This window comes from Tardiphaga sp. 813_E8_N1_3 (assembly GCF_051811025.1).
GTDB lineage: Bacteria > Pseudomonadota > Alphaproteobacteria > Rhizobiales > Xanthobacteraceae > Tardiphaga.
The window spans coordinates 5750107-5775722 of sequence record NZ_JBPWQE010000001.1 but is presented as its reverse complement, the minus strand read 5'-3'; the positions used below and the strand labels follow the sequence as shown (position 1 = coordinate 5775722).

At 62.6% G+C, this 25616-nt stretch carries 27 protein-coding genes and 1 tRNA gene; 13 read left to right on the top strand and 15 right to left on the bottom strand.

Annotation, left to right across the window (positions count from 1 at the left end):
• The first annotated feature begins 17 nt into the window (after positions 1-17).
• Both atpD and AB8A33_RS27350 read left to right on the top strand, forming a co-directional pair.
• A complete protein-coding gene (gene atpD / locus AB8A33_RS27355) occupies positions 18-1460 on the top strand; it encodes a F0F1 ATP synthase subunit beta (RefSeq protein ID WP_315839865.1) in 1443 nt (480 codons plus the stop codon).
• Between the two features lie 160 nt (positions 1461-1620).
• Positions 1621-2028: a F0F1 ATP synthase subunit epsilon gene (locus AB8A33_RS27350; protein ID WP_439095634.1), complete on the top strand. Its 408-nt coding sequence runs from the start codon at positions 1621-1623 to the stop codon at positions 2026-2028.
• A gap of 43 nt (positions 2029-2071) precedes the next feature.
• On the opposite strand, the gene AB8A33_RS27345 is transcribed toward AB8A33_RS27350, so the two are convergent.
• The 10 genes from AB8A33_RS27345 to AB8A33_RS27300 form a co-directional block, all read right to left on the bottom strand.
• Complete coding sequence (locus tag AB8A33_RS27345; RefSeq protein ID WP_439095633.1) at positions 2072-2566, bottom strand: RNA pyrophosphohydrolase; 495 nt, start codon at positions 2564-2566, stop codon at positions 2072-2074.
• A 7-nt stretch (positions 2567-2573) separates the two neighbouring features.
• The gene (locus tag AB8A33_RS27340) at positions 2574-3077 is read right to left on the bottom strand and encodes an RNA pyrophosphohydrolase (RefSeq protein ID WP_089263237.1); all 504 of its coding nucleotides are present in this window, start codon (positions 3075-3077) and stop codon (positions 2574-2576) included.
• Positions 3078-3182: 105 nt separating this feature from the next.
• Positions 3183-4391 carry a divergent polysaccharide deacetylase family protein gene (locus tag AB8A33_RS27335; protein ID WP_439095632.1) on the bottom strand — a complete coding sequence of 403 codons (1209 nt, stop codon included), beginning with the start codon at positions 4389-4391 and terminating at the stop codon, positions 3183-3185.
• Positions 4392-4536: 145 nt separating this feature from the next.
• On the bottom strand, positions 4537-5913 hold the full coding sequence (locus tag AB8A33_RS27330) for a S41 family peptidase (protein WP_089263233.1): 1377 nt from the start codon (positions 5911-5913) through the stop codon (positions 4537-4539).
• Positions 5910-7241, bottom strand: coding sequence for a murein hydrolase activator EnvC family protein (locus AB8A33_RS27325; RefSeq protein ID WP_439096078.1), 1332 nt, complete (start codon positions 7239-7241; stop codon positions 5910-5912). Before AB8A33_RS27325 ends, AB8A33_RS27330 begins: the two co-directional genes overlap by 4 nt.
• Positions 7242-7367: 126 nt before the next feature.
• Positions 7368-7850 (bottom strand): 23S rRNA (pseudouridine(1915)-N(3))-methyltransferase RlmH, encoded by a 483-nt coding sequence (rlmH, locus tag AB8A33_RS27320; protein ID WP_439095631.1) that lies wholly within the window; start codon positions 7848-7850, stop codon positions 7368-7370.
• 45 nt (positions 7851-7895) lie between these two features.
• Positions 7896-8261: a ribosome silencing factor gene (rsfS, locus tag AB8A33_RS27315; RefSeq protein ID WP_439096077.1), complete on the bottom strand. Its 366-nt coding sequence runs from the start codon at positions 8259-8261 to the stop codon at positions 7896-7898.
• A 417-nt stretch (positions 8262-8678) separates the two neighbouring features.
• Positions 8679-9308: a nicotinate-nucleotide adenylyltransferase gene (locus tag AB8A33_RS27310; RefSeq protein ID WP_439095630.1), complete on the bottom strand. Its 630-nt coding sequence runs from the start codon at positions 9306-9308 to the stop codon at positions 8679-8681.
• A 30-nt stretch (positions 9309-9338) separates the two neighbouring features.
• A complete protein-coding gene (locus tag AB8A33_RS27305) occupies positions 9339-10631 on the bottom strand; it encodes a glutamate-5-semialdehyde dehydrogenase (protein WP_439095629.1) in 1293 nt (430 codons plus the stop codon).
• Positions 10632-10707: 76 nt separating this feature from the next.
• Entirely contained in the window at positions 10708-11682 is a 975-nt protein-coding gene (locus AB8A33_RS27300) for a LysR family transcriptional regulator (RefSeq protein ID WP_439095628.1), read from the bottom strand.
• A gap of 82 nt (positions 11683-11764) precedes the next feature.
• Here AB8A33_RS27300 and AB8A33_RS27295 point away from each other — a divergent pair, with 82 nt between their 5' ends.
• Genes AB8A33_RS27295 through AB8A33_RS27270 form a run of 6 tightly spaced genes read left to right on the top strand, consistent with a single transcriptional unit; the run spans position 11765 to position 16334 of the window.
• A complete protein-coding gene (locus AB8A33_RS27295; RefSeq protein ID WP_439095627.1) occupies positions 11765-12778 on the top strand; it encodes an ABC transporter substrate-binding protein in 1014 nt (337 codons plus the stop codon).
• Positions 12778-13506: a pyrimidine utilization protein B gene (gene rutB / locus AB8A33_RS27290; RefSeq protein ID WP_439087158.1), complete on the top strand. Its 729-nt coding sequence runs from the start codon at positions 12778-12780 to the stop codon at positions 13504-13506. Before AB8A33_RS27295 ends, rutB begins: the two co-directional genes overlap by 1 nt.
• 7 nt (positions 13507-13513) lie before the next feature.
• On the top strand, positions 13514-13900 hold the full coding sequence (rutC, locus tag AB8A33_RS27285; RefSeq protein ID WP_093757765.1) for a pyrimidine utilization protein C: 387 nt from the start codon (positions 13514-13516) through the stop codon (positions 13898-13900).
• Position 13901: 1 nt separating this feature from the next.
• Positions 13902-14693, top strand: a complete 792-nt coding sequence (locus AB8A33_RS27280) for an ABC transporter permease (protein WP_439095626.1) — start codon at positions 13902-13904, stop codon at positions 14691-14693.
• Between the two features lie 31 nt (positions 14694-14724).
• Complete coding sequence (gene rutD / locus AB8A33_RS27275; RefSeq protein ID WP_439095625.1) at positions 14725-15525, top strand: pyrimidine utilization protein D; 801 nt, start codon at positions 14725-14727, stop codon at positions 15523-15525.
• 5 nt (positions 15526-15530) lie between these two features.
• Positions 15531-16334 carry an ABC transporter ATP-binding protein gene (locus AB8A33_RS27270; protein ID WP_439095624.1) on the top strand — a complete coding sequence of 268 codons (804 nt, stop codon included), beginning with the start codon at positions 15531-15533 and terminating at the stop codon, positions 16332-16334.
• A gap of 54 nt (positions 16335-16388) precedes the next feature.
• Here AB8A33_RS27270 and AB8A33_RS27265 read toward each other — a convergent pair.
• The 4 genes from AB8A33_RS27265 to AB8A33_RS27250 form a co-directional block, all read right to left on the bottom strand.
• Positions 16389-16464 (bottom strand) — tRNA-Thr (locus AB8A33_RS27265).
• Positions 16465-16618: 154 nt separating this feature from the next.
• Positions 16619-18334 (bottom strand): heme biosynthesis protein HemY, encoded by a 1716-nt coding sequence (locus AB8A33_RS27260; RefSeq protein WP_439095623.1) that lies wholly within the window; start codon positions 18332-18334, stop codon positions 16619-16621.
• 7 nt (positions 18335-18341) lie between these two features.
• Positions 18342-19505 carry a COG4223 family protein gene (locus AB8A33_RS27255; RefSeq protein ID WP_439095622.1) on the bottom strand — a complete coding sequence of 388 codons (1164 nt, stop codon included), beginning with the start codon at positions 19503-19505 and terminating at the stop codon, positions 18342-18344.
• A 56-nt stretch (positions 19506-19561) separates the two neighbouring features.
• Entirely contained in the window at positions 19562-20308 is a 747-nt protein-coding gene (locus tag AB8A33_RS27250) for a uroporphyrinogen-III synthase (protein ID WP_439095621.1), read from the bottom strand.
• Positions 20309-20453: 145 nt separating this feature from the next.
• Here AB8A33_RS27250 and tsaD point away from each other — a divergent pair, with 145 nt between their 5' ends.
• Genes tsaD through AB8A33_RS27225 form a run of 5 tightly spaced genes read left to right on the top strand, consistent with a single transcriptional unit; the run spans position 20454 to position 24172 of the window.
• A complete protein-coding gene (tsaD, locus tag AB8A33_RS27245; RefSeq protein ID WP_439096076.1) occupies positions 20454-21527 on the top strand; it encodes a tRNA (adenosine(37)-N6)-threonylcarbamoyltransferase complex transferase subunit TsaD in 1074 nt (357 codons plus the stop codon).
• A 10-nt stretch (positions 21528-21537) separates the two neighbouring features.
• Positions 21538-22518 (top strand): NAD(P)H-dependent glycerol-3-phosphate dehydrogenase, encoded by a 981-nt coding sequence (locus AB8A33_RS27240; RefSeq protein WP_439095620.1) that lies wholly within the window; start codon positions 21538-21540, stop codon positions 22516-22518.
• Positions 22515-23066, top strand: coding sequence for a L,D-transpeptidase family protein (locus tag AB8A33_RS27235; protein WP_439095619.1), 552 nt, complete (start codon positions 22515-22517; stop codon positions 23064-23066). The genes AB8A33_RS27240 and AB8A33_RS27235 overlap by 4 nt, the downstream gene beginning before the upstream one ends.
• A gap of 12 nt (positions 23067-23078) precedes the next feature.
• Entirely contained in the window at positions 23079-23495 is a 417-nt protein-coding gene (locus tag AB8A33_RS27230; RefSeq protein ID WP_115033147.1) for an EVE domain-containing protein, read from the top strand.
• Complete coding sequence (locus tag AB8A33_RS27225) at positions 23462-24172, top strand: class I SAM-dependent methyltransferase (RefSeq protein ID WP_439095618.1); 711 nt, start codon at positions 23462-23464, stop codon at positions 24170-24172. The genes AB8A33_RS27230 and AB8A33_RS27225 overlap by 34 nt, the downstream gene beginning before the upstream one ends.
• Position 24173: 1 nt before the next feature.
• Here AB8A33_RS27225 and AB8A33_RS27220 read toward each other — a convergent pair whose 3' ends face one another.
• Positions 24174-25280, bottom strand: a complete 1107-nt coding sequence (locus AB8A33_RS27220; RefSeq protein WP_439095617.1) for a DNA topoisomerase IB — start codon at positions 25278-25280, stop codon at positions 24174-24176.
• Positions 25281-25616 lie beyond the last annotated feature (336 nt).

The following is a 25616-nucleotide window of genomic DNA, read 5'->3' as shown; positions in this document are numbered from 1 at the left end:
TTTAAGGAGAAGTTTTCATGGCTAGCCCCGCCAACCAGACCGGACGTATCACACAGGTGATCGGCGCCGTCGTCGACGTGCAGTTCGAAGGTTACCTGCCGGCGATTCTGAACGCGATTGAGACCAAGAACGGCAACAACCGTCTGGTTCTCGAAGTCGCCCAGCATCTCGGCGAATCGACCGTCCGCACCATCGCGATGGACACCACCGAAGGTCTGGTTCGTGGCCAGGAAGTCACCGACACCGGTACGCCGATCAAGGTACCAGTGGGCGTTGGCACCCTCGGCCGCATCATGAACGTCATCGGCGAGCCGATCGACGAAGCCGGCCCGATCGATGCGGAAGGCCTCCGCGAGATCCATGCTGAAGCGCCGCTCTACACCGACCAGTCGACTGAAGCTGAAATTCTCGTCACCGGCATCAAGGTCGTCGACCTGCTTGCGCCTTACGCCAAGGGCGGAAAGATCGGCCTGTTCGGCGGCGCCGGCGTCGGCAAGACCGTTCTCATTCAGGAACTGATCAATAACGTCGCCAAGGCACACGGTGGCTACTCGGTGTTCGCCGGCGTTGGCGAGCGTACCCGTGAAGGTAACGATCTGTATCACGAGTTCATCGAGTCCAAGGTGAATGCCGACCCGCACAATCCGGATCCGGCCGTGAAGTCGAAGTGCGCTCTCGTATTCGGCCAGATGAACGAGCCTCCGGGCGCCCGCGCCCGCGTCGCGCTGTCAGGTCTGACCGTCGCAGAACACTTCCGCGATCAGGGCCAGGACGTGCTATTCTTCGTCGACAACATCTTCCGCTTCACCCAGGCAGGTTCGGAAGTGTCCGCTCTGCTCGGTCGTATTCCTTCGGCGGTGGGTTATCAGCCGACGCTCGCGACTGACATGGGCGCGCTGCAGGAGCGCATCACCACCACGCATAAGGGTTCGATCACCTCGGTGCAGGCCATTTACGTTCCGGCCGACGACTTGACCGACCCGGCGCCTGCCACCTCGTTCGCCCATTTGGACGCAACGACGGTGTTGAACCGTGCCATCTCGGAGAAGGGCATCTACCCGGCGGTGGATCCGCTCGACTCCACGTCGCGCATGCTGTCCCCCCTGGTCGTTGGCGAAGAGCACTATCAGACCGCTCGTATGGTTCAGCAGGTGCTGCAGAAGTACAAGTCGCTGCAGGACATCATCGCCATTCTCGGCATGGATGAACTGTCGGAAGAGGACAAGTTGGCCGTGGCCCGCGCCCGCAAGATCGAGCGCTTCCTGTCGCAGCCATTCTTCGTCGCTGAAATCTTCACGGGTTCGCCGGGCAAGTTCGTCGAACTCGCCGACACCATCAAGGGTTTCCGCGCGATCGTCGAAGGCAAGTACGATCACCTGCCGGAAGCCGCCTTCTATATGGTCGGCGCGATCGAAGAAGCCGTCGAAAAGGGCAAGAAGCTGGCTGCTGAAGCCGCTTAACTTTCTTACCCTCCCCCCCGCGCGAAGCAAAGCTTCGCTAGGCGGGGAGGGTCGGCGCATTTGCGCCGGGGTGAGGGTGCCGCAAGCGCCTTCGCCCGTGGTTACCCCCCTCCCCAACCCTCCCCCGCAAGGGGGGAGGGAGCAGTCAGCGGATAACGACATGGCCACCTTTCATTTCGATCTCGTCTCGCCGGAAAAGCTCGCTTTCGCGGGCGAAGTCGATCAGGTCGATATCCCCGGCGTCGCGGGCGATCTCGGTGTGATGGCCGGTCATGCGCCGCTAGTGGCTGCGCTTCGTCCAGGCATCATGATCGTGACGACCGGCGGCACCCAGCAGAAGATCATCGTGCTCGGCGGCCTCGCCGAAGTCTCGGACAAGGGCCTCACTGTGCTGGCCGAGGTCGCGACTTCGATAGAAGAGCTCGACCGTGAAGCTTTCGCGGGCCAGATCGCCGAGATGGAAGAAAAGCTGGCCGAGAAGGAAGGCTCCGCGCTGGACCGCGCTATCGAGCGCATCGACCACTTCAAGGTCATCCAGCAGCACGTCACCTCGACGGCGATGCACTAAGCGCTATAGCCCGGATAGCGCTTCGTTTCGTCAGGGCTTCGCTTCAGACAAATTTCGCAAAACTCTCGGCCACGGCACGATAGACCTCCCGCCGGAAGGGCACTACGAGATCCGCGACGCGATCCAGCCGCTCCCAGCGCCAGGTGTCGAATTCAGCCGGCTGACCGTTGCGCGGCGTCAGCGGATCGATTTCGGCATCATCCCCGGTGAATTTCAGCGCAAACCACTTCTGCCGCTGCCCGCGGAACCGCGCAAAGCGATGGCTGGGATTCTCGAACGGGATGAAGTCGTAGGTCATCCAGCCGGTCTCGCCGAGATAGTCGGCATGGATGACGCCGGTCTCTTCCCACAATTCCCGCATCACGGCGACGCGAGGATCTTCATCAGGATCGATGCCACCCTGCGGCATCTGCCACTCCAGGCCCGGCAGGACGATCTCCGGCCCATCATCCTTGAACCGACGGCCGATCAGAACTTTGCCGTCAACATTGAACAGTGCGACGCCCACATTGGGGCGATACGGCCGGTTGTCCGTCATTCCCGCGCTAGCCGTCCGCCAGACCGGCGAATTCCTTCACCACCCGCTCATAGACCGGGCGCTTGAACGGCACGATCAACTCCGGAAGGTTCTTCATCGGCTCCCAGCGCCAATTGATGAACTCGGCCTTGTGGCCACCCGGGGGATGCGTGACGTTGATTTCCTTGTCATCGCCGGTGAAGCGTACGGCGAACCATTTCTGGCGCTGGCCGCGATAGCGACCCTTCCAGGCCCGCCCGGCCACCGTGCGGGGAATGTCATAAATCAGCCAGTCCGGCACTTCGCCAAGCTTCTCGACCGATTGGACGCTGGTTTCTTCATAGAGCTCGCGCTTTGCGGCCTCCCAGGTGTCCTCACCGGGATCGACGCCGCCCTGCGGCATCTGCCAGACATGCATGTCATCGACGTGCTCGATACCGCCGGCACGTCGGCCGATAAAGACGAGCCCTCGCGGGTTGATCAGCATCATTCCGACGCAAGTTCGATAGGGCAGGTCTTCGTAGCGCGCCATTCCGTCAATGCCTCTTGCGTCCGTTCGAGCACTCTTTACGCAGCGATTCGACTTTGCTGAATCGCAGCGATTCGGTTGCGCCGAATTCACCCTAGCCCAAAGACGCTAGCTTGATTTTGATTTCAGCATCGCGGTTGTCAATGGCACCAGCATGATCCCGCGGCTTTCAAGGGTTTTCGCCCAGGCGCTGATACGTTCGATCGAGATCGGCAGCGCCGAAGCGACGCCGACCGCCACACCGCGCTCCTTGGCCAGCCCCTCGAGCCGCGCCAGCGCCTTGTCGATGTCTGCCGAGGTCGGCACCGCGTCGATGGCCACATCGGAGCGCGCGAAGGGCATGCCCTGCCCTTCGGCGGCCGCTGCGGCGACGCTGCGCGGCGTCGAGCCATCGTCGAACAATGCGAGCCCCCGCTTGCTGGCTTCCCGCGCAATGGGCTGCATCGCCGTGTCCGTGGCGATGAAGCGTGCGCCCATGAAATTGGCTACGCCGACATAGCCCTGGAAGCGGCTCATATGCCACATCATGCGATCGAGGTTCTGCTCGGCCGTAGCCGAGGACAACAGGGTCTGTGGACCGGGATCGTTGTCGGGATAGTCGAACGGTTCCATCGGCAACTGCAGCAGCACCTCGTGGCGCTGCGCACGGGCGCGTTCGACCAATTTGCCGGGATCCGAGCCATAGGGCGTGAAGCCCAGCGTCACCGCGGGCGGCAGCTTCATGATGGCATCGGTGGTCTTGGCTGCACCAACGCCGAGGCCGCCAATGACGATGGAAATGCTCGGCGTCTTCATCGCCCTGGCGCGCTCGGCCTCGGAGCCCGCGGCATAGGCCGTCACCGGCTTCAGCGCGCCGATGGCGATCGGCACCATACCGTGACGGGATTTCTCCAGCAGTTTCTGATCAATACCCGTCATGACCGGCGGCGGTGCATCGACCACAACGCTGTCCGAGCCCTCGCTGGGCACCACGACGTCCTTACGAGCGCCGCTGGAACCGTCGATGATGGTGATGGTCTTTTGGCTGGGAGCCTCAGGCGCCTTGGCCGTCTCGGGCGTACCGTGCTTGACCTCGACCGGCGGCCTGGCGGCGACCTTCTCATCATCGGTCGCGGCAGGCGCTTTGATCGCTACGCGTGCTACCGGCTCGCCGCCCATCGGGTTGTTATTGAAGATGGCAGCACCGAGAAAGCCGAGCAGCAGCAAGGTGAAGATCGCGGCAAGCGCCTGCGTTCCGGAAAAAGGCAGCCGGAAGTGACGCTTACGTCTCGATTTCTGTCCAAGCGGGGCGCTTAGATCGTCCGCCGACACTGCCATGGATCTCCCGAATCAGCCGACCGGACAATAACACGCCCGGTCGTGGCCACGGCAGCCGGAAGGACATCGGATCCCTTGGGAGGATTCCAACAAAAAGGGCGACCCGAAGGCCGCCCTTTCCGCAGAATTGATGCGTACTCGCCAATCAGTTCGGCTTGGCGGCCGGCTTGTCGTCTGCCGGCTTGTCCGCGGCAGCAGCGGCTCCCGGCGGCGGCGTGATGATTGCGTTCGACGTCACCTTGATGCCATGGAGCAAATCGGCAGCGGCCTTCAGCGCCTTATCATTCTTGGCATCCGGCGGCACGTAGGACTGCGAACCGGTCTTCTCATCGCCATCGTTCTTCAGATGGCCACGGAGCGAAGCCTCGCCCTTGATGTCGCGGGACTTCAACTCGTCCGGCACGTCCTGCACGATTTCGATGTCCGGGACGATGCCCTTGGCCTGGATCGACTTGCCCGACGGCGTGAAGTAACGCGCCGTGGTCAGACGCAGCGCACCGTTGCCGGAGCCCAGCGGGATGATGGTCTGCACCGAGCCCTTACCGAACGAGCGCGTACCGATCGTGGTCGCACGCTTGTGATCCTGCAACGCGCCAGCGACGATTTCCGATGCCGAAGCCGAACCGCCATTGATCAGCACGACCACCGGCTTGCCCTTGGTCAGATCGCCAGCATGTGCCGTGCGACGCTGGGTTTCCTCAGCGTTACGACCGCGGGTCGAGACGATCTCGCCGCGCTCGAGGAATGCGTCGGAAACGGTGACAGCTTCTTCGAGCAGACCGCCTGGATTGTTACGGAGGTCGATGATGTAACCCTTGACCTTGTCAGCACCGATCGCCGCGGTCTGAGCCGCGATCTCGCGCTTCAGGCCTTCGGTGGTCTGCTCGTTGAAGGTCGTGATGCGGATGTAAGCGATATCGTCGCTTTCAACGCGAGCACGCACCGAGCGAACACGGATGTTGTCACGCACGAGGGTGACATCGAGCGGATTGTCCTGGCCCTTACGGATGATCTTCAGCTTGATTTTGGTATTGACCGGACCGCGCATCTTCTCGACGGCCTGGTTCAGGGTGAGACCCTGCACGGCTTCTTCATCGAGGCTGGTGATGATGTCGTTGGCCATGATGCCGGCCTTCGATGCCGGGGTATCATCGATCGGCGACACCACCTTGATCAGGCCGTCTTCCATGGTGACTTCAATGCCGAGGCCACCGAACTCACCGCGGGTCTGCACCTGCATGTCGCGGAAGCTCTTGGCGTCCATGTAGCTGGAATGCGGATCGAGGCCGGTGAGCATGCCCGAGATCGCCGATTCGACCAGCTTGCTGTCGTCGGGCTTCTCGACATAGTCGCTGCGGACGCGCTCAAACACGTCGCCGAACAGGTTGAGCTGGCGGTAGGTATCCGAGGTCGCTGCGCGGGCACTGGTGCCCATGAACACGGCGCGTGGCTGAGTCACGAAGAGCGTCAAGGCGGCGCCAGTGGCAGCACTCAGCAGAATTATGGAAGTCTTGCGCATCATCCGCGAACCTTTTCGCCTTCGTTAGCGGCCCACCATGGGCCTGGATCAATGGGAGTCCCGTCCTTACGGAACTCGATATAAAGCACAGGCTGGCTGGCATTGGCCGCAAGGACGGATGCTACCCGGGATGTTGATCCCATGACAGCGATCGGTTCCCCGGTAAGGACGAACTGACCAATGTTCACCGAAATACGCTCCATCCCGGCGATCAAGACATGATACCCGCCCCCAGCGTTGAGGATCAAGAGTTGTCCATAGCTACGGAACGGACCGGAATAAACAACCCACCCGTCACACGGTGTTGTGACCTGCGCACCGGCCCGCGCGGCCAGTGAAATGCCTTTTTCGACGCCACCAACGCCATCGGAACCGCCGAAATTGCGAATTTTAACCCCGTTGATCGGAAGTGCGAGCATGCCCTTTGCCGAAGCAAAGGCGACCGCAGGGCTGAGCCTGCCGGGGTCCTTGAAGGCACCGATATTCGGCTTGCCATTGCTGAGCGCCGCCGGCGTGCCTTGCAGATTGGCGGTGGCTGCTGCCTTCGCTGCGGCCTTGGAGTCCTGCTCCATCTTCGCGATCAGGCCCTGCAAACTGTCGACCTGACGGGACAACGTCAGCGCACGCGCGGCTTCCGCTTCCATGTCCTTTTCCGCAGCCGACTGTTGCTTCTGGCGCTCCTCGGTGAAGGACGCGAGGCGCGTCTGGTCTTCCTTGAGCTTGTCGCGATCCCCTGCAAGCTGATCGCGCTCCGTCGAGATCGCCTTGCGCAGGTTCACGAGTTCGCTGAGGTCAGCCACCAGCTTCTCGGCGCGCACGCGCATGTCGGGCACGACGGAGCCAAGTAGCATCGCAGTGCGCAACGACTTCAAAGCATCCTCGGGACGCACGAGCAAAGCAGGCGGCGCGCGGCGGCCCGCGCGCTGCAAGGCCGATAACACTTCGACGATCTCGCCGCGGCGCGATTCCAGCGTACCGCGAATTTGCTGCTCGCGCGCATCCAGCGGACGCAAACGCGCTTCGGCGTCGTCGATGCGGGCTTCGACGCCGCGGACGCGGGCGGCGACATCGATGAGCTGCTGATTGAGCTTGCCGCGATCCTGTCCGATCGCCGCGATATCGGCTTTCAGTTTCGTCTGCAGCTCTGCGGCACTCTTCTGCTGCGCGCGGATCGCTTCGAGCTCTTGCTCGCGCTGCCGAATGATATCAGGCGATGGCGCATTGGCCTGCTGGATTGGCGTAGCGGTTTGCGCCCGGACCGAGGTCGTCATCAAACCTGCAAGAAAACCTGCAACAGTCGCGGGTATAAGAGTTGCTGATAGTACAATCATCGACAACGACGATGAGCTCGACATCCCGCGGTGAACGGCGTCGTGTTCAAATGGAATGGACCGCGGTGACAGCATCGTGGTTTCGACAGCGCCTTCTTTCAAACGCGTTAAGCTAAACACCGTGAGCTAAACGCGGTGATACGGGTGGCCAGCCAGAATTGTGGCGGCCCGGTAAATTTGTTCCAGAAGCATGACGCGAACCATTTGATGCGGCCAGGTCGCCGAGCCGAATGCAATGCTCAGTTTGGCTTTGCGCCGCAATTCGGGCGAAAGTCCGTCCGCCCCGCCGATGACAAAAACATTATGTGGTACCGATTCGTCCCGCCATTTTCCGATATGACGAGCGAAACTGGCGCTGTCGACACTGCTGCCGCGCTCGTCAAGCGCTACTAATACAGCCTTTTCCGGAATCAGCGCCGAAATCGCCGCGGCTTCCTCATTGATCCGGGTCGCCGCATCGCGTGCGCGGCTTTCCGAAATTTCATGAATGGTAAGGCCACGAAAGCCGAGCTTGCGGCCGATATCGTCAAAGCGATCACGGTACCGTTCCGCGAGTTCTCGCTCAGGACCCTGCTTGAGCTTGCCTATGGAAATCACAAGAAGATGCATCGGCGCAGACTAGCACGCGTCGCGCCGTTGCCGAATGCCCGTGGCTTAAACAGCCTTCAGACCGATCCGCGCTTCATCCGACGGGCTCTGCGTCCACAAACGTTCCAGATTGTAGAATTCGCGAACTTCAGGCCGGAAGACATGCAGGATGACTTCGCCGGTATCGATCAGCACCCAATCGCAATTGGTCAGGCCTTCGACATGCAGCTTCTTCTGGCCGGCCTCCTTGAGACCCTTCGCGACATTTTCGGCCACCGCGCCAACATGGCGATTCGACCGACCGGTGGTCACGACCATGTAATCGGAGAAGGCCGACTTGCCGCGCAGGTCGATGGTCACCGTTTCCTCGGCCTTCATGTCGTCAAGACGAGCGAGAACGAGTTTGAGGGTTTCGGCCGCGCTGTCGCGCACCGTTGCTGATTTCTGCGCCTTGGACGCAGCAACCTTCTTCGGAATGACAGCCTTCGGCGCGGCCTTTGCGGCAGAAGATTTTGCACCAACAGACTTGGCGGCAACGGGCTTCGTGGCAGCAGGCTTGGTTGCGACCTTCGGCTTTGCGGCTTTGGACGCGGCAGCCTTTCCAGGCGCGGCACTCTTCTTTACCGAAGCGGGTTTCTTGGGCGATGCGGCCGTTTTCGTGGAAGCGGCCTTGGACGAGGCTTTCTTGGCGCCCGTCTTGGACAATACAGAAGTGGCCAGAGGACCATTCCTTTCACTGTATTGGGACGCCGAATCCGGCGCCCGGTGAGATCAAGTATGCATGTGGGAATGCCGGATTCAATATTCCAGCGCCCGCCCTATAGCACTTATCGGGCGAGTGTTGTGGAATTACGTCTTCCAGCTGCCATCCGGGTTCCGCAGCCGGGTAGAGGACAGATTCAGCTTCAAACCGGTCAAAAATACCCACGCGGGGGGCTTCAGGTCGGCCAATGACCCAGCATCCTGCTCCGGTATCCGGTAACGGCCGAGGGCCTGGGCTGCAGTCGATGCCAGTCCCTGGAAGCTCTGCGGCGGTCGGTCGATGACCGCAAAGGGTACCTCCCCGGCAATCACCTGCCAGCTCTCCCAGCGGTGAAACTGGGCGAGATTGTCGGCACCCATGATCCAGACAAATCGTGCTTGCGAACATCGACGTCGGAGGTAGCTGATGGTGTCGACAGTATAGCGCGTACCGATGACACTCTCGAGACAGGTGATATCGATGCGCGGATGATCGGCCATCGCCTTCGCAGCAGCCGCGCGCTCGGCGAGATCGTGCAAATTGCGTTGATCCTTCAGCGGATTGCCCGGCGACACCAGCCACCAGACGCGATCAAGTTGCAGCCGCTTCATCGCGAACAGGCTGATGGCGCGATGTGCGGCATGCGGCGGATTGAACGACCCGCCGAGCAGGCCGATCCGCATGCCGGGACTATGTGGCGGTATGCCCTGCGCCGGCGGGACTGAATGCGACTCCAATTCAGTCTCCACGCGCCCACGCGCACATCATCACGGCCGGGTCTGTCCGGTGCCGTGAATGCGATACTTGAAACTGGTGAGCTGCTCGGCGCCGACCGGGCCGCGTGCATGGAATTTGCCAGTCGCGATTCCGATTTCCGCGCCGAAGCCGAACTCGCCGCCGTCCGCGAACTGCGTCGATGCGTTATGCAGTACGATCGCCGAATCTACTTCGTTGAGAAACTTCGTGGCCACCGCGGCGTCCTCGGTCACGATCGCATCGGTATGGTGCGAGCCGTGATCGCGAATATGCGCGAGCGCGCCGTCCACACCATCGACGATCCTGGCCGAAATGATCGCATCCTCGTATTCGGTGTCCCAATCCTCGTCCGTTGCAGGCTTTACGCGCGCATCGGCCTGCTGCACAGCGGCGTCGCCGCGCACCTCGCAGCCGGCATCGATCAGCATTTCCACGAGCGGCTTGAGATGCGTGCCCGCCACCGCATGGTCGATCAGCAGTGTTTCCGTCGCACCGCAGACACCCGGACGGCGCATCTTCGCATTCAACACGATCGACTTCGCCATATCGAGCTTGGCGGCGTGATCGACATAGGTGTGATTAACGCCTTCGAGATGGGCGAACACCGGCACGCGCGCTTCGGCCTCGACGCGCGCGACCAGGCTCTTGCCGCCGCGCGGCACGATCACATCGACACCACCATTGAGGCCGGTGAGCAGCAATCCGACCGCCGCACGATCGCGCGTCGGCACCAGCGTAATCGCAGCTTCGGGCAGACCGGCTTCGCGCAGACCCTGCACCAGACATTCGTGAATCGCGCGGCAAGAGCGGAAACTGTCCGAACCGCCGCGCAGGATCACGGCATTGCCGGACTTCAGGCACAGCACGCCGGCATCCGCCGCAACATTCGGACGGCTCTCGAAAATCACCGCAACGACGCCGAGCGGTACGCGCACGCGTTCGATAGTCATGCCATTCGGCCGCTGCCAGCTTTCGGTGACGGCGCCGACGGGATCGGCGATGTCATGGATGACCCGGATGCCATCCGCCATCGCGTGCACGCGCGCCTCGGTCAGGGTCAGCCGATCGATAAAGGCCGATGTGGCGCCATTGGCGCGCACCTCGGCGACATCCTCGGCATTGGCCGTCAGAATCGCCGGCGCACCGGCGCGGATCGCGCGTTCCATCGCTTCAAGCGCCCGGTTCTTTTGCTCCGTTGGAGCCACCGCCAACGCACGCGCCGCCGCACGGGCACTCCGGGCGAGGTCGTTCATCAGGACAGGCAAATCTGCCGATCCGTCGATGGCTTTCAGCGAGGCGGTCATAAGGGGCTCAAATTAGCGGAAGAGGACTATTCATCCCAAAATAGGGACTCATGGGAGCAAGGTCAAAGCGTGTTCGCTACCACCCGGCGGCGGTGCGCTCGCGGATTGATTGCGCCACGAGCTGGATGCCGCGGTAAAGCGCGCGACCGGCCGGCGACAGGTCACGCCCGACGCGGCGGATCAGATAGAGATCGCGCTCGATGACCGGATCGAGCAGCCTGCGGAAGGTCAGCACGGGGTGGTCCGTCGCTGGCAACGCCAGACCTGGCAACGGCGCCACGCCGACGCCGGCTTCGACCATGGCAAGCAGGGTCGCCGGGTGTTCGGCCTCATGCAGCGGGCTGCTGCGCCCCAGTTCCTGCAGGCCGCGTTCCATTTCCAGCCGGATGCCGGTTCCGGTCGCCATTGCGACCATGCCTGCAGCGACGCCGTCCATCCAGTTCACGGTGCTTTGTGACGCCAGCTGATGATCTCGCCGCATCACCAGCGCAAAACGGTCCGTCAGCAGCTTCGTCGCGTCAAGATCCGCATCCTCGCCCGGCACATTGGCGATGCCGAGCTCGGCGTCGCCGCTGCGCAGCCCGGCAATGATCTGATGCCGTGACACTTCCTTGAGCGTCACGCTCACCATGGGATATTCGCGCTGAAAGTTCGCCAACACCACCGGCATCAGACGCAACGCCACTGACGGCACGCAGGCCACCGTAACATGGCCGCGGCGGTGCTCGCGCAGATCGCGTAGATCCTGAATTTGGTGATCGAGATCCGCCAGCAGGCGCTGGATCCCCGGCAGGAATTCGACACCGACCTTGCTGAGCTGGACGCTGCGCGTTGTCCGGTCCAGCAGCCGGACCTGCAACTCGTCCTCAAGCTGGCGAACGGCCTGGCTCAGGGCGGATTGGGAGACACCAAGTTTTCGCGCGGCCCGGCTGAAGCTGCCAGCCTGAACCACCTCGACGAAGGCACGGAGTTGCCGAAGGTCGATATTCATAAGCATTACAGATAAATATATCTGTTTTTCCCGACTTGTTAATGAAATTAACGAGTGCAAGAATTTTATGCGACGAAACGCTGCGGCTAAAAACTATGCAGCGCACCATCTGACATCGGCAATGGCGGCGAGGGACAGAGGCATGATCGACAGGCGCAACCTACTCAAATATTCGCTCATCGGCGCCACAGCAGCACCGTTTGCAGGCCTGGGAGGCCCGGCCTTTGCCGCCGGCCGCAAGGTTCTGGTGTCCGAAGCCATCCGGCTCGGCATGTATGCCTCGCTCTACGTCGCCGCCGATAAGGGCTTGTTCGCCAAACATGGCCTCGACACCGACCTGTCGACCGCCGGCGGCATCGCACTGCCGGTACCAATCCTGCTGTCCGGCCGCGGCCAGATCGGCGTCACCAGCCCTGGCATGTCCGTCAACGCCACGCGCGAAGGAGGCAAGATCAAGAATATCGCCAAGATCGTCGGCGGCGTGTCGATGTGGGGAATGACCCGCCCGGACACCAAGATCACCACCATCGACGATCTCCGCGGCAAGACCATCGCGACGCTGAAATTTCCGTCCTCGACGATCCAGGTCCCGACCTACGCCATGAAGACGGTCGGCAAATTCGACCCCAAGGAAGCGGGCGTCACCTTCCTGGAATTGCCACCGGGCGCCCAGGCCGCAGCCGTCAAGGATGGCCGTGCCGACATCGCCACCGCATTCGAATGGGACATCAGCATCGGCGCCGAACAGTTTGGCCTCGTACCGTCGCTATCATTCGCCGATCTGCTTGGTCCGCTATGTTTCACAACGGCCATGGCCACCGAAGACGTGATCGCCTCCAACCCGGAGACGGTGCAAGGCTTCTGTAACGCCATCGCCGAGGCGCAGAAGATGATGCACGAGAACAATGCGGTCTTCACTGAAGTGGCCGAGAAGTACTTCCCGAAAGTCTCGCCCTCGGTGGTCGGCAATGCGACGAAGAATTTCTTCGGCAGCAAGACGGCGATCCCGAAAAACCCGACCATCTCCGCCGAGGAATGGGATCGCGCGATGTTGCTCGAACAGGGCGGCGGCGCCGTCTCGACGACGCTTCCGTATACGCAGATGGTCGACAATCGCTTCGCCGAGAAAGCGACCAAGGAATTCGGATTGGCGTGATGTCGGTTTCAACCAGCTTTCCGCCTGAACGGCGCTACGTCACCTTGCCTGCACGCCCCGAGCCATTGCGGCTCGCGGTCGAGGAGACCGCAGTCATCGTCGTCGACATGCAGAACGCCTACGCGTCGCCGAACGGCTATCTGGATCTCGCAGGCTTCGACGTGACCGGCGCCAAGGCAGCGATCGTGGCCGTCAAGGAGACGCTGGAGGTCGCGCGCGAGGCAGGCGTCACCGTGATCTACTTCCAGAACGGCTGGGACGCCGACTATGTCGAGGCCGGCGGTCCGGGATCCCCGAACTGGCACAAATCGAACGCACTCAAGACCATGCGCGCACGCCCGGAATTACAAGGCAGCCTGCTCGCCAAGGGTGGTTGGGACTATGCACTCGTTGATGAACTCCAGCCACAGCCGGGCGATATCGTGGTGCCGAAACCGCGCTACAGCGGTTTCTTCAATAGCCAGTTCGACAGCATCCTGCGCGCGCGCGGCATCCGCAACCTGGTGTTCTGCGGCGTTGCCACCAATGTCTGCGTGGAATCGACCCTGCGCGACGGCTTCCATCTCGAATATTTCGGCGTGATGCTCGAAGACGCCACGCATCAGGCCGGTCCCGACTACGTCCAGAAGGCAGCCGTCTTCAACATCGAAACCTTCTTCGGCTGGGTTTCCAGCACAGCCGATTTCCGCCGCGCATTCGCGCAGACCGAACCATCCACGAAAGCCTGAGGATCCCATGACAGATCGCGCGATTATTCCGCCCGGCACTCATCCGCCGCTCGCACCTTACTCGCCCGGCATGATGGCCGACGGCGTGATCTATGTATCCGGCACGCTGGCCTTCGACAAGAATAACGACGTCGTTCATGTCGGCGATGCGGCGGCGCAGACGCGACACATCCTTGAGACGATCAAAAGCGTGCTGACTGCCGCGGGCGCCACTATGGCCGATGTCACCTTCAACTCCATCTTCGTCACCGATTGGGCCAATTACGGCGCCGTCAATAAGGTCTATGCCGAATACTTTCCCGGCGAGAAGCCGGCCCGCTACTGCATCCAGTGCGGATTGGTGAAACCGGATTGTCTCGTCGAGATCGCGTCGATCGCACACAAACGAGCTTGATGTGACGACCATCGAAGCCAGCCAGGTCAATGCCGAGCGACGCCTGATGCCGCCGGTGTTGCGGATCGCGCTGCTGCAGGTGGCACTGCTGGCCCTGTTACTTGCAGCTTGGGAAATTGCGATCAGTTTCAAATGGATCGCTGTCTATCTCTACGGAAGGCCAAGCGGCATCTTCGCCAAGGCCTCTATTCTGATCGCCAACGGCGAACTCCTGCGCGATGCCGCACTGACTGCCTGGGAAGCCGTCGCCGGATTCCTGATCGGCACCATCGCCGGCAGTGCCGTTGGTCTACTCCTCTGGCTGTTTCCAACCAGCGCAGCGGTGCTGCGCCCCTATCTCATCGCTCTCAACGGCTTGCCGAAGATCGCGCTCGCGCCCTTGATTATCGTTTGGTTCGGAATCGGCATCTCATCGAAGATCGCCATCGCCGCTATCATCACCTTCATCGTCGCGGTCATCACCGCGCAGCAAGGCGCCAAGGAAGTCGATAGCGACCTGATCAAATTGATGCGCTCGCTCGGCGCCAGCCGCTGGAAGACCTGGCGAACGGTGGTCATTCCGGGCGCCATGCCGTGGATCGTATCTGCCTTCCGTCTCAATGTCGGCTTCGCGCTGATCGGCGCAGTGGTCGGCGAATACATCGCCTCGAAAGAGGGTCTCGGCTACATGATCTACTACGCCGGCGTGCTCTACGATTTGAATGCCGTCTGGGTCGGCATCGCTGCGCTCATGGCAGTGGCGCTGCTGATGTACGGCGCGATCGACATTCTCGAACGCCGCCTGCGCTTCTGACTTTTTATCGCTCGAACCCGCAAGACCAACCATGCCCTATGCAAGCGGCGGTGACGCCGACATCTTTTACGAAACTCATGGACACGGAACGGCGATCCTCATGTCGGCCGGCATGGGCGGCAGCGGATCGTTCTGGACGCCGCAGGTCGCAGCACTCGCGCAGCACCACCAGGTCATCCTCTACGACCACGTCGGCACCGGCCGTAGTGCTACTAACAGCGCACCACCGCGATCGATCGCCGGCATGGCCGACGACATTGCGCATGTGCTCGACCATGCCGGCGTCAGCAATGCGCATGTGGTGGGCCACGCCATCGGCGGCATCGTCGGAATTGAACTTGCCCTGCGCGCCCCCGCGCGCTTGCGCAGTCTGGTGGTGGTAAACGGCTGGGGCCGGGCCGATCCATTCCTGCGACGTTGCTTCGAAGTCCGCAAACAGATCCTGAACCAGTCCGGCCCGAAAGCCTATGTACGGGCACAGCCGCTGTTTCTGTATCCGCCACAATGGATTTCCGACAACGTCGCGCAGCTCGACGCGGAAGAAGAGCGCATCCTCGCGCACTTCCCGACAGCGGCCACGATGAATGCGCGCATCGATATGTTTCTCGCCTTCGACCCCGGCGAAGCCCTTGCGACCATTACAACGCCGACACTGCTAGCCTCCTCGCGGGACGACAGCCTGGTACCGGCCTATCTCTCGCAACAACTGGCCGCCGCCATTCCCGGCGCGCGCGTTCGCGAGGTGGAATGGGGCGCCCATGCCTTCACCGCCGTGACCCCCGATGCTTTCAATGACATGCTGCTCGGCTTCTGCAGCGAGGTGGATGCATGAACGTCATGACGCAAGTCGCAACGACGTCGTCCACATCCGCTGTGCTCAAGGCTGAGCAGGTCGGCGCATCGTTCGGAAGCGGCAAGCAGTTTGTCGAGGCTATTCGCGACGTCAGCTTTGAATTGCGGCAGGGCGAAACTCTGGCCATTGTCGGCCCATCCGGTTGCGGCAAGTCCACATTGTTCAATGTCATCGCCGGCCTGCTGAAGCCAACACGGGGGCATGTCGAGGTCGGGGGCATCCGCGTCGACGATGCCGCAGGGCATGTCGGCTATATGCTCCAGAAGGATCTACTGCTGCCGTGGCGTTCCGTCATCGACAATGTGATGCTCGGATTGGAGGTGCGCGGTGCGCCGCGTCAGACGTCGCGCGAGATCGCCACAAAACTGATCCGCGCCTACGGCCTCGCCGGCTTCGAACATGCCAAGCCGGCAACCCTGTCAGGCGGCATGCGCCAGCGCGTGGCCATCATGCGCACGCTGGCATTCGACCCACAGGTGATCCTGCTGGATGAGCCGTTCTCGGCGCTGGATTTTCAGACCCGCCTGCTGCTGCAGGCCGACGTGTCACGCATCATCGCCGAAAACGGCAAGAGCGCCATTCTGGTCACCCACGACATCGGCGAAGCCATCGCGATGGCCGACCGCGTTCTGGTGCTGAGCGCACGCCCGGCGACCGTGCGAGCGCTTCACGTCATCGATCTGCCCAAAGCAGGCCGCGATCCCGTGGCGCTGCGCACCGACGCTGCCTTCCAGGCCTATTTCGCCAAAATCTGGGCCGACCTGGAAATGCCGGCAACCGCCACGTAAGGCACCAAAGCTGCGGCTGATTGTTGACTGAGAGGTATGGCGCCGAAGCGCAAATGGTGCCGCAAACAGGACTCGAACCTGTGACCCCGTCATTACGAATGACGTGCTCTACCAACTGAGCTATTGCGGCGAACCAAGCGGCGATTCGGCTTTTCGGCCGAAAACGCTGGGCATCTGATATCGCCCGGGGCTCCGCTTTGCAAGAAGCCGGGGCGAATCTGCCTACCGAAAATCCAGGCGAACCACGCGCCGAAACCGGCCATTTCGGCCTGAATCAGGGGGTGTCAGCCGCCCCAACGGCGCAGAAAGCCGCGCCAACCGCCCTGTTGCTGGCCGGCATTCAGTTCGGCGAATTCATCGCGACAATCGTCGGCCTCGTCCACGCCGGGATCGTCCGGAGGCCTGACGATGGGAATGACGGCCGGAATGGCCACGGCGGGCTTCGCGGCGCTGGCGATATCGCTGCGGTCGCGGAACAGCGGTGGCGGCGCGGGGGCCGGCTTCGGGAGCGGCGGCGGCGCCTCGGCGTGCTCGGGCGCGGCATCGGCCACCGGTTCGGGCTGTGCTGGCCCCTCAGGTTCCACCGCGAGGTCCTGAGCCGACGCGACAGGTGTGACCTCGGCGGGCACGGGCACCACGGGTTTGGGCATCGCGGGCGGCGGGGCTAGGACGGTCTCGCGCAAAATCTCGGTCTCAATGGTTGAGGCCCTGTCCGACGGCAGCGCGGCCAGCGGCGTCTGCCACTGGAACGCATCGATCCGTCCGGTGACCGGCGAAACCGGCCGCCAGCGATCGGACACATAGCCGTCCGCGGTCCAGACCGGATCATGCAAGGCGCGCACGGCACGCAATGTCCAGGCGCGAGCGCGGCCGCTGTCGCCATGTTCGGTACGTTCGATTTCAGCCATCAGCATCGCGACGCGCTGGGTGGAGTCGGTCGTGAACGGCGCCAGTGCGTCGCGAGCGCGCGTGAATTCGGCGGCATCGATGGCCGCGCGGGCGATCGCCAGTGCGCCTTCGATATGGCCTGGCGCTTTCGACGCTAACGTCTCGACACGCACCAGCCGCTGGCGCGCGGAATCGCCGAGCTTCACATGGGCATAGGCATCGGCGAGATCCGGATGCGGCTGCGCCAGCCACGCTGTCTCGATGATCTTCATCGCCCGGCGGGTCTGATGCGCCTCGCTCTGGAATCGGCTGGCGAGAACGGCGGCTGGCACCAAAGTTGGCGCAAGCTTGATCGCCTCGGTCACGCTGTCGCGGGACAGATCGCGATCTTGTGTCTCAAGCTCCAGCGCACGCGCGGTGAGCAGCACGCCGCGCTGCCGACGAAACGCCGCGCGATCGATCAGGCCAGAGGCAAAATTGTTGTCGAGGATTTTCAGCGCGCCGGTCCAATCGCTCTGCGCGCAGCGGAAGCCAAGAACGGCTTGCGACGCCCATGTCGATGCCGGCGATAATTTCAGCGCTTCTTCGGCAATCGTCACGGCGGCGACGGGATCGTCGCTGCGCTGCGCCTCGATGAACAGACCGCGCAGACCCAACAATCGCGTATCGCCACGCTCGGCCATCGCCTGAAACGCACGATGCGCACCGGCGCGATCGCCATCGAGCTGGGCAGATTGAGCATGCAGCAACAGAGCGAGCGGATCGTCAGCCGTCAAACGCTTGGCGATATCGGCATGACGCCGCGCGGCGTGGCCATCGCCCTGCCCGATCGCCAGCAGACCATGCGTGATGGCCTGACGTCCGCGCGCCTGACGCTTTTCATGGCGGCGACGGCGCATCTGCTCAGGCGCGCGCCACAAGCCACGCAGGAGTGACCATGCCAGCATCGCCGCGACGACGATGAGGCCGAGCACCAGTACGAATACAGGCAACGACGGCGCGGCACGCCAGTTGCCCCACGACAACACAACATCGCCGGGCTGGTCAGCCACCCAAGCCGCGCCCGCTGCAGCCAGCGCGATCAACACGAGGAACAGAATGATACGAAACATCGGATTCCTATGGCGCCGGTTTGGAGAGCGCCGCCATCGCGTCGGCTGCGAATTGTCGTGAAGCCGCGAGCGCTGCATCGCGCGCATCAACCTTGTCGAGCCAGGTCTGAACCGCCGCGCGATCGGCAGCAGACAGCGTGTGCAACTCACGCTTGGCCGTAGCGATGTCGTTGCTGCGTGCAGCAACAGCGACGCGTGAGATCGTACCGCTGTTGTTACCTGCACCGGGAGCGTTGGTACGCTCAAGACGGACCAGCCTGGCGGCGCTGGCCTGCAGGCGATCCATAAGACCTGTGCCTGCGGCAGGTGCCTCCGTCGGAGCCGGTGTCAGCTTCGGCAGCAATACAAGCAGTTCGCGGCTGAGCGCGGCTGCATTCGGCACACCCGTCGTTGCAAACGCGTCGAGTGGCTTCAATTGATTGGCATTGCCGGCAAGCGGTTTGACCGCCGCAAGCGCCGCCGCAAAGGGCTCACCTTGACGCACCGACGTATCGAGCAGTGATGCCGCAACGACACGACGCAAGGCCGTGTCATCGACAGGTTTGGTATTCTGTTGGGCGGCAGAAGACTTCAGCTCGCCGGCTGCACGTTCGATCTGCCCGAGCCGCTCATTGATCGGCCCGAGATCGACCACACCGGTCGCGGTACGCGGCGCGGATTTGAGTTGATTGATATCGGCGACGACACGATCCGATTGCGTCTTCGCGGCAGTGAGATCGCCGCGCAATCCCGCGATGGATTTCTCAAGCGTATCGATCCGCGTTGCCAGCCCCGTATCCGGAGTAGCGACCGGGCGCGCTTCGATCTGCGCAATGCGAGAGGTCAGCGAATCGACATCTGCCTTGTCGCTCGAAGCAATGCCGCTCAGGCCGAACCATGCAATTCCGGCGACAAGCGCACCGGCAACCGCGCCAACGGCGGCGGGAACCAGGACAGGTGCACGCGCAGGTGAGATGGCCGCCTGCTTTTCAGTCGCAGCCTCCGCGGCGGGCTCGGACGGCGGCATGTCCGACGGCGCGGTATCGATGGACTCCGATGGTGTTTCCGGTGCCGTAGATTCCGCAGCAGCCGGGTGCTCGGTGACGTCAGCAGCCGTCAGTTCGATGGTTGGCGGCGGGCGTTTGGGCCGACCGGCATCCGGAGACGATCCTGTATCGCTATCGTCGGCCATCGCGTCGGTTCCCTCGTGACATGCCCGATCCCTATCGGGATTTGGTCACAGCAGTCTTAACGCGATAATGGCACGATGGCACGGTCCAGCGCCGCGAACAGGGCATTTTCGTCCGGAGTCTGCGCCACCACGACCTGGCTCGCTCCGGCATCGTGCGCAATCGCGCCGACCGCAGCCGAAAGGCAATAATGTGGAACTGCGAGGGCGGCGATTTCGACCCCTGAAAGCCCAGCCGCCTGAAAGAATGCCCGGGCGCTCCGCCGCGAATAATGCAGCACGGCCTCGACCTTACCGGCCACGAAGGCCGCGGAAACATCATGTGGCAGATCGGCAACCGGCATCATCCGGTAGATGGTCTGTGTCACCACCGTGAAACCACGCGCACCGAGTTCGCCGGCGAGATCCCGCGCCAAATCGGCGCCCGCCAGATAAAGGAGCGGGCGATTCTTGTTCAGCAGCTTGTTCTTGCTGCTCTCCATCAATAGGTCCCGCAGCGCCGCAGCGTCAGCTTCGGCGGATATGACCTTGGCAAAGCCGAGATTGCGCGCGGCCTCTGCGGTCCGGTCGCCGACCGCGAACAGCGGCAGGCGAAGCAGGCCCGCCTGCGCCGGCTGATCGGCAAGTGCGCGCAGTGCGTTGGCCGACGTCACGACCACCGCGCCAAAATCTGCATCGCCATCGATGGACAGCATCACTTTCTCGAAGCGCAGCATCGGCGCCGCCAGCACCTCGAAGCCCCGCGCGCGCAAGGCCGCAGCGGTGCTGGTATTGTCCGGCTGCGGGCGAGTAACGAGAATAGCCATATCTGAGGTCCGGTTTCGGGGGTCTCGCACGCCACACAGGGCATCGAGTGATTGCACCTTGCGACCCCGCAATGCTACGCCGGGGACAGGAAAAGCCCGGATTTAGCTGATTTAGCAAGGACCGATAGTGACGACCGACCAACCGATGCTGGTGCTGGGAATCGAGACGACCTGCGATGAGACCGCGGCCGCCGTCATCGAACGCCAACCCGACGGCAGCGGCAAGATCCTGTCCAATATCGTGCATTCGCAAATCGGCGACCACGCGCCCTATGGCGGCGTGGTGCCGGAGATCGCCGCGCGCGCCCATATCGACCTGCTCGACGGCATTGTCGGCCGCGCCATGAAGGATGCCGACGTCAATTTTGCCCAGCTAAGCGGCGTTGCGGCGGCGGCCGGGCCCGGCCTGATCGGCGGCGTCATTGTGGGTCTCACCACCGCCAAAGCTATCGCGATGGTGCATGACACCCCCCTGGTGGCCGTGAACCATCTTGAAGCCCATGCGCTGACGCCTCGGCTGACCACTTCGCTGGCGTTTCCGTATTGCCTGTTTCTCGTTTCCGGCGGCCATACCCAGATCGTGGCAGTGCTCGGCGTCGGCCACTATGTCCGACTCGGCACCACCGTCGATGACGCCATGGGCGAAGCCTTCGACAAGGTCGCCAAGATGCTCGGCCTGCCCTATCCCGGCGGCCCGCAGGTGGAACGCGCCGCATCGGGCGGCGATCCCAAGCGCTTTGCCTTTCCGCGGCCGATGCTCGGCCGGCCCGATGCGAATTTTTCGCTCTCCGGTCTCAAGACTGCGGTCCGGAACGAGGCAAGCCGTCTCATTCCGCTGGAAGAACAGGACATCGCGGATCTCTGCGCCAGTTTCCAGGCGGCGGCGCTGGAATCGACGGCGGATCGATTGAGCGTCGGCCTCAGACTGTTCGAGGATCAATTCGGCCCGCCGCATGCACTGGTGGCGGCCGGCGGTGTCGCCTCCAATCAGGCCATACGTGGCGCGCTGCAGACCGTCGCCGCAAAAGCGCAGACCACGCTGATCATCCCGCCGCCGGCACTGTGCACCGACAATGGCGCGATGATCGCCTGGGCCGGCGCAGAGCGTCTTGCGCTAGGACTCACCGACACGATGGAAGCGCCGCCCCGCGCGCGCTGGCTGCTCGATGCCGACGCGAAGGCGCCAGCAGGTCATTCCAAATCCCGCGCGGCTTACTGAAGAGCTCACTATGGCCGACTTCAATTCAGTGGCGGTGATCGGCGCTGGGGCCTATGGCACCGCATTGGCCGATGTCGCCGCGCGCGCCGGCCGCGAAACCGTACTTTATGCGCGCTCAACTGCAGCCGCCGAACTAATGCAAGTGTCTCGCGCCAATCCGCGATTGCCCGGCGCTGCCATCGATGACTCTGTCTTCGTCACCGCCGATCTTTCGCTGGCCGCACGTGCCGATACCATTCTGCTCGCGGTCCCCTCGCAGCAGTTGCGCGAGGCATTGGCCGCGCTCGCGCCGCTATTGCCGGCAGGCGTTCCGGTGGTCGCCTGCGCCAAAGGCATTGAGCGCGGCAGTCATAAATTCATGACGGAGGTCATCGTCGACGTCGCACCGCATGCGATCCCTGCCATTCTGTCGGGGCCGAATTTCGCTGACGATGTCGCAGCTGGCTTGCCCACGGCCGTGACGCTCGCTTGCGCCGACGAGGATATTGCCGTCGCACTCGTGCAGGCCCTGGGTTCGGCGACGTTCCGTCCCTATCACTCCACCGATGTGCGCGGCGTCGAGATCGGCGGCGCAGCGAAGAACGTATTGGCGATTGCCGCAGGCATCGTCGCCGGCAAGGAACTGGGCGCCTCGGCCCTCGCAGCACTCACCACGCGCGGCTTCAGCGAATTACTGCGACTAGGCATCGCATGTGGCGCGCGCACCGAGACGCTGTCGGGCCTGTCAGGATTGGGCGATCTGATCCTGAGCTGTTCGAGCGCACAGTCGCGCAATTTTTCACTCGGCGTGGCACTCGGCCGCGGCGAGCAGCCGGCGCGCGGCAAACTCGCCGAAGGTGAGTTCACGGCGCCGGTGCTGATCGAGCTTGCGGCATCGAAGGGCGTCGATATGCCGGTGGCAAAAGCCGTGGCGGCAATTCTGGCAGGCCAGGCAACCATCGATCAGGCAATCGATGGCCTGCTGACGCGGCCGTTCAAGGCAGAAGGATGAGTCTGTCGGTTCGGAACTATGTGCTGGCCGCTGCGATGCTCCTGCTGTCAGCGGGTGCATTTTTCGTCGGTTGGGACTTCCTGCAGCTCAATCGCCGACTTCCCGAACTGGTCGCGGCAGAAGAGCGAGCCGATCTCATCACCGTCGACAAGAGTGCCCGCACGCTGACGCTATCGCGCGGCGGCACCGTGCTCGCGACCTATCCGGTGTCGCTGGGCTCCACGCCGGCCGGCCACAAGACGCGTGAAGGCGACGGGCGCACGCCCCAAGGACGCTACGTCATCGATTCCAAGAACGGCCGCAGCCGCTTTCACCTCGCGCTCCATGTCTCCTATCCGAATACTGAAGACAGCGAGCGCGCGCGGCAGCAAGGCGTGGCGCCGGGCGGCGACATTATGATCCACGGCCTGCGCAACGGCATGAGCTGGCTCGGCAAGCTCCATTTACTCCGCGACTGGACGGATGGTTGCGTCGCCGTGACAAATCGCGAAATTGACGACATCTGGGCACGGGTCGCACCGGGGACGCCCATCGATATCAGACTATAAAGGATAGCAGGCATGGCCTATTGGCTGATCAAATCGGAGCCCGACGCCTGGTCGTGGGACGAGCAGAAAAAGGCCGGTGCCAAGGGCACCGAATGGACCGGTATCCGTAACCACACCGCCAAGCTGAACATGATGAAGATGAAGAAGGGCGACCGCGCCTTCTTCTATCATTCGAATATCGGCAAGGAGATCGTGGGTATCGCCGAGATCATCAGGGAGCATCATCCCGATCCCACCGCCGAGCCGGGAACGCCCTGGGTCTGCGTCGACGTCAAGGCCGTGCAAGACCTGCCAAAGCCGGTGTCGCTAGCGGCAATCAAGGCTGAGCCGAAGCTTGCTGACGTCGCGATCCTGAAGCAGTCCCGCCTGTCGGTGCCGCCGATCACTGCCGAGGAATGGAAGCTGCTCTGCAAAATGGGCGGGCTGTGAGCGCCGACGGCGCGGCCCAATCAACTGCAATATCTGACCCCGTCGCATTCATTCGTGCCAATACACGCCTGCTGCCGGTGCCGCTGGTGCCGGAAATCATGTTGTACGTGGCCGACGAGGCCGTGCCGCTGTGGAGCAAGACAGAAGAGGAACTTGGCGAGGCCGGATTGCCGCCACCGTTCTGGGCTTTCGCTTGGGCCGGCGGACAGGCGCTGGCGCGCTTCGTTATCGATCATCCCGAACATGTTGCTGGAAGGACCACCATCGATCTCGCATCTGGATCGGGGCTTGTGGCTATCGCCGCGATAAAAGCCGGGGCAAGCAGCGTCTTCGCCTATGACATCGACGCCTTTGCGCGCACGGCGATCGCACTGAACGCGGCTGAAAATGGCGTTACGATCAATGCTCGCGGTGACGATCTGCTCGGCGGCTCATCTGTCCCGACCGCACAAACAATTCTGGCAGGCGATATTTTCTATGAACGCGACACCGCAGAGCGCGCCTTTGCATTTCTTTCAGAACAAGCGGCGCGTGGTGCGACGGTGCTGATCGGCGATCCCGGTCGCAGCTATCTGCCGAAGGACAAATTGCGAAAGCTGACCGAATACAAGGTGCCGGTGACACGTGATCTCGAAGATGCGGAGATCAAGAACACTGCGGTGTGGACGCTCGCCTGACTCAACCCGCCTCTGCCACCACCTGCGCCAGAAGCTGCTCGCGCTTCGATTGCGAGCGATAGCCCGTCTGCGTCGCCGCGATGCGCGCGAGGACGCCGTCCTCGAAGGCCGTGACGATGGTATCGTGCACATAGCTCTTGCGGCAGATCGCCGCCGTGTTCTGCAATTCGTCCGCCGCCGAACGCACGGCTTCGAGCACCTGCTTCCTGCGTCCGCGCTCACTGGCTGCCGGCTCGATTCGTGACAGGGTTTCAGCCACCGTCGCCGACGCCATCAACGTGCGGAAATCCTTCAGTGAAATCTTGATGCCGGCGATATCGCGCAGGAAGGCGTTCACAGCTGCCGTGTTGACCTTGTGAATGCGGCCAGCATTGTCGCGATACTGGAACAAGCGTTTGCCCGGCACGTCGTGCAGGATACCAATCGCGCGGACGAGCTTCGACGCATTGGACTCCTTGCGCACTGCCTTGCCGCCCTTGGCCTTGAAGGTGAGCACGATGCAATCGTCTTCGAGCTGCACGTTCGACTTCATCAGCGTAGTGGCGCCGCGGGTGCCCGACAGCTTCATGTAGCTCTCGTTGCCGGCACGGATCGCGGTCCGCGTGACGAGTTCGATGACAGCGGCGAGCGCGAACTCACGCGTCGGCTCGTCGCCAGCCAGAAGCGCCGAGACGTTGCGGCGGATCTTCGGCAGTGCCGCCACCAGCTTCGCCAGCCGATGCGCCTTGCGTTGCTCGCGGACCTTCTCCCAGTCCGAGTGATAGCGGTATTGCAGCCGGCCGGCCGCGTCGCGGCCTACGGCCTGCAAGTGCGACGTAGGATCAACGGCATAGCGAACCTCGGCATAGGCCGGGGGCACCGCCATGGAGTTCAGCCGCTTGATCGTGCCGATATGCTTGATCGGGGTGCCGTTGGCCCTGACGAAGGAATAAGATTTTCCGCGCTTAAGCCGGCGGATCGTCAGCTCAGACTGATCTCCAAGCTTCAGGCCCATTTCACGGGCCAAAACCTCCACACTCGCGGGGCTTGGCTTGGCCATACGGCCTGGTCGCGCGACGGAACGGGCGGAAACGGCCCGGGAAGGCGCGAAATTCTGCTGTTCCATCATAGTGTTATCTGCCTCGTCGGCCCTGTGTCTCTGCTAATGCCGTTTGTTGATTTTTGGTTCCGGGCCGCTTGGCCGTCCCTGCGAGGGCGATTTAGGGGCTTCCCGCAACTATTGCGAGTCCGCAGGCACGCAATTTCGGTTACTGGTTACCGTTCAGCATCCGAATTGGCTTTATGATGAAATTTCCGGGCCGGTCAAAACGCGAACGTGATCGGGGCTGCGACCTTGCGGACCGACCAAAGGCCTAGTCCGGCCCCGCTTGTCCAGCTATCTCGCGCCGGCGCATATTGCGCGCAACGAGAACCGGCTGGCGGCGAATTCGCGCAGCGGTCGCAC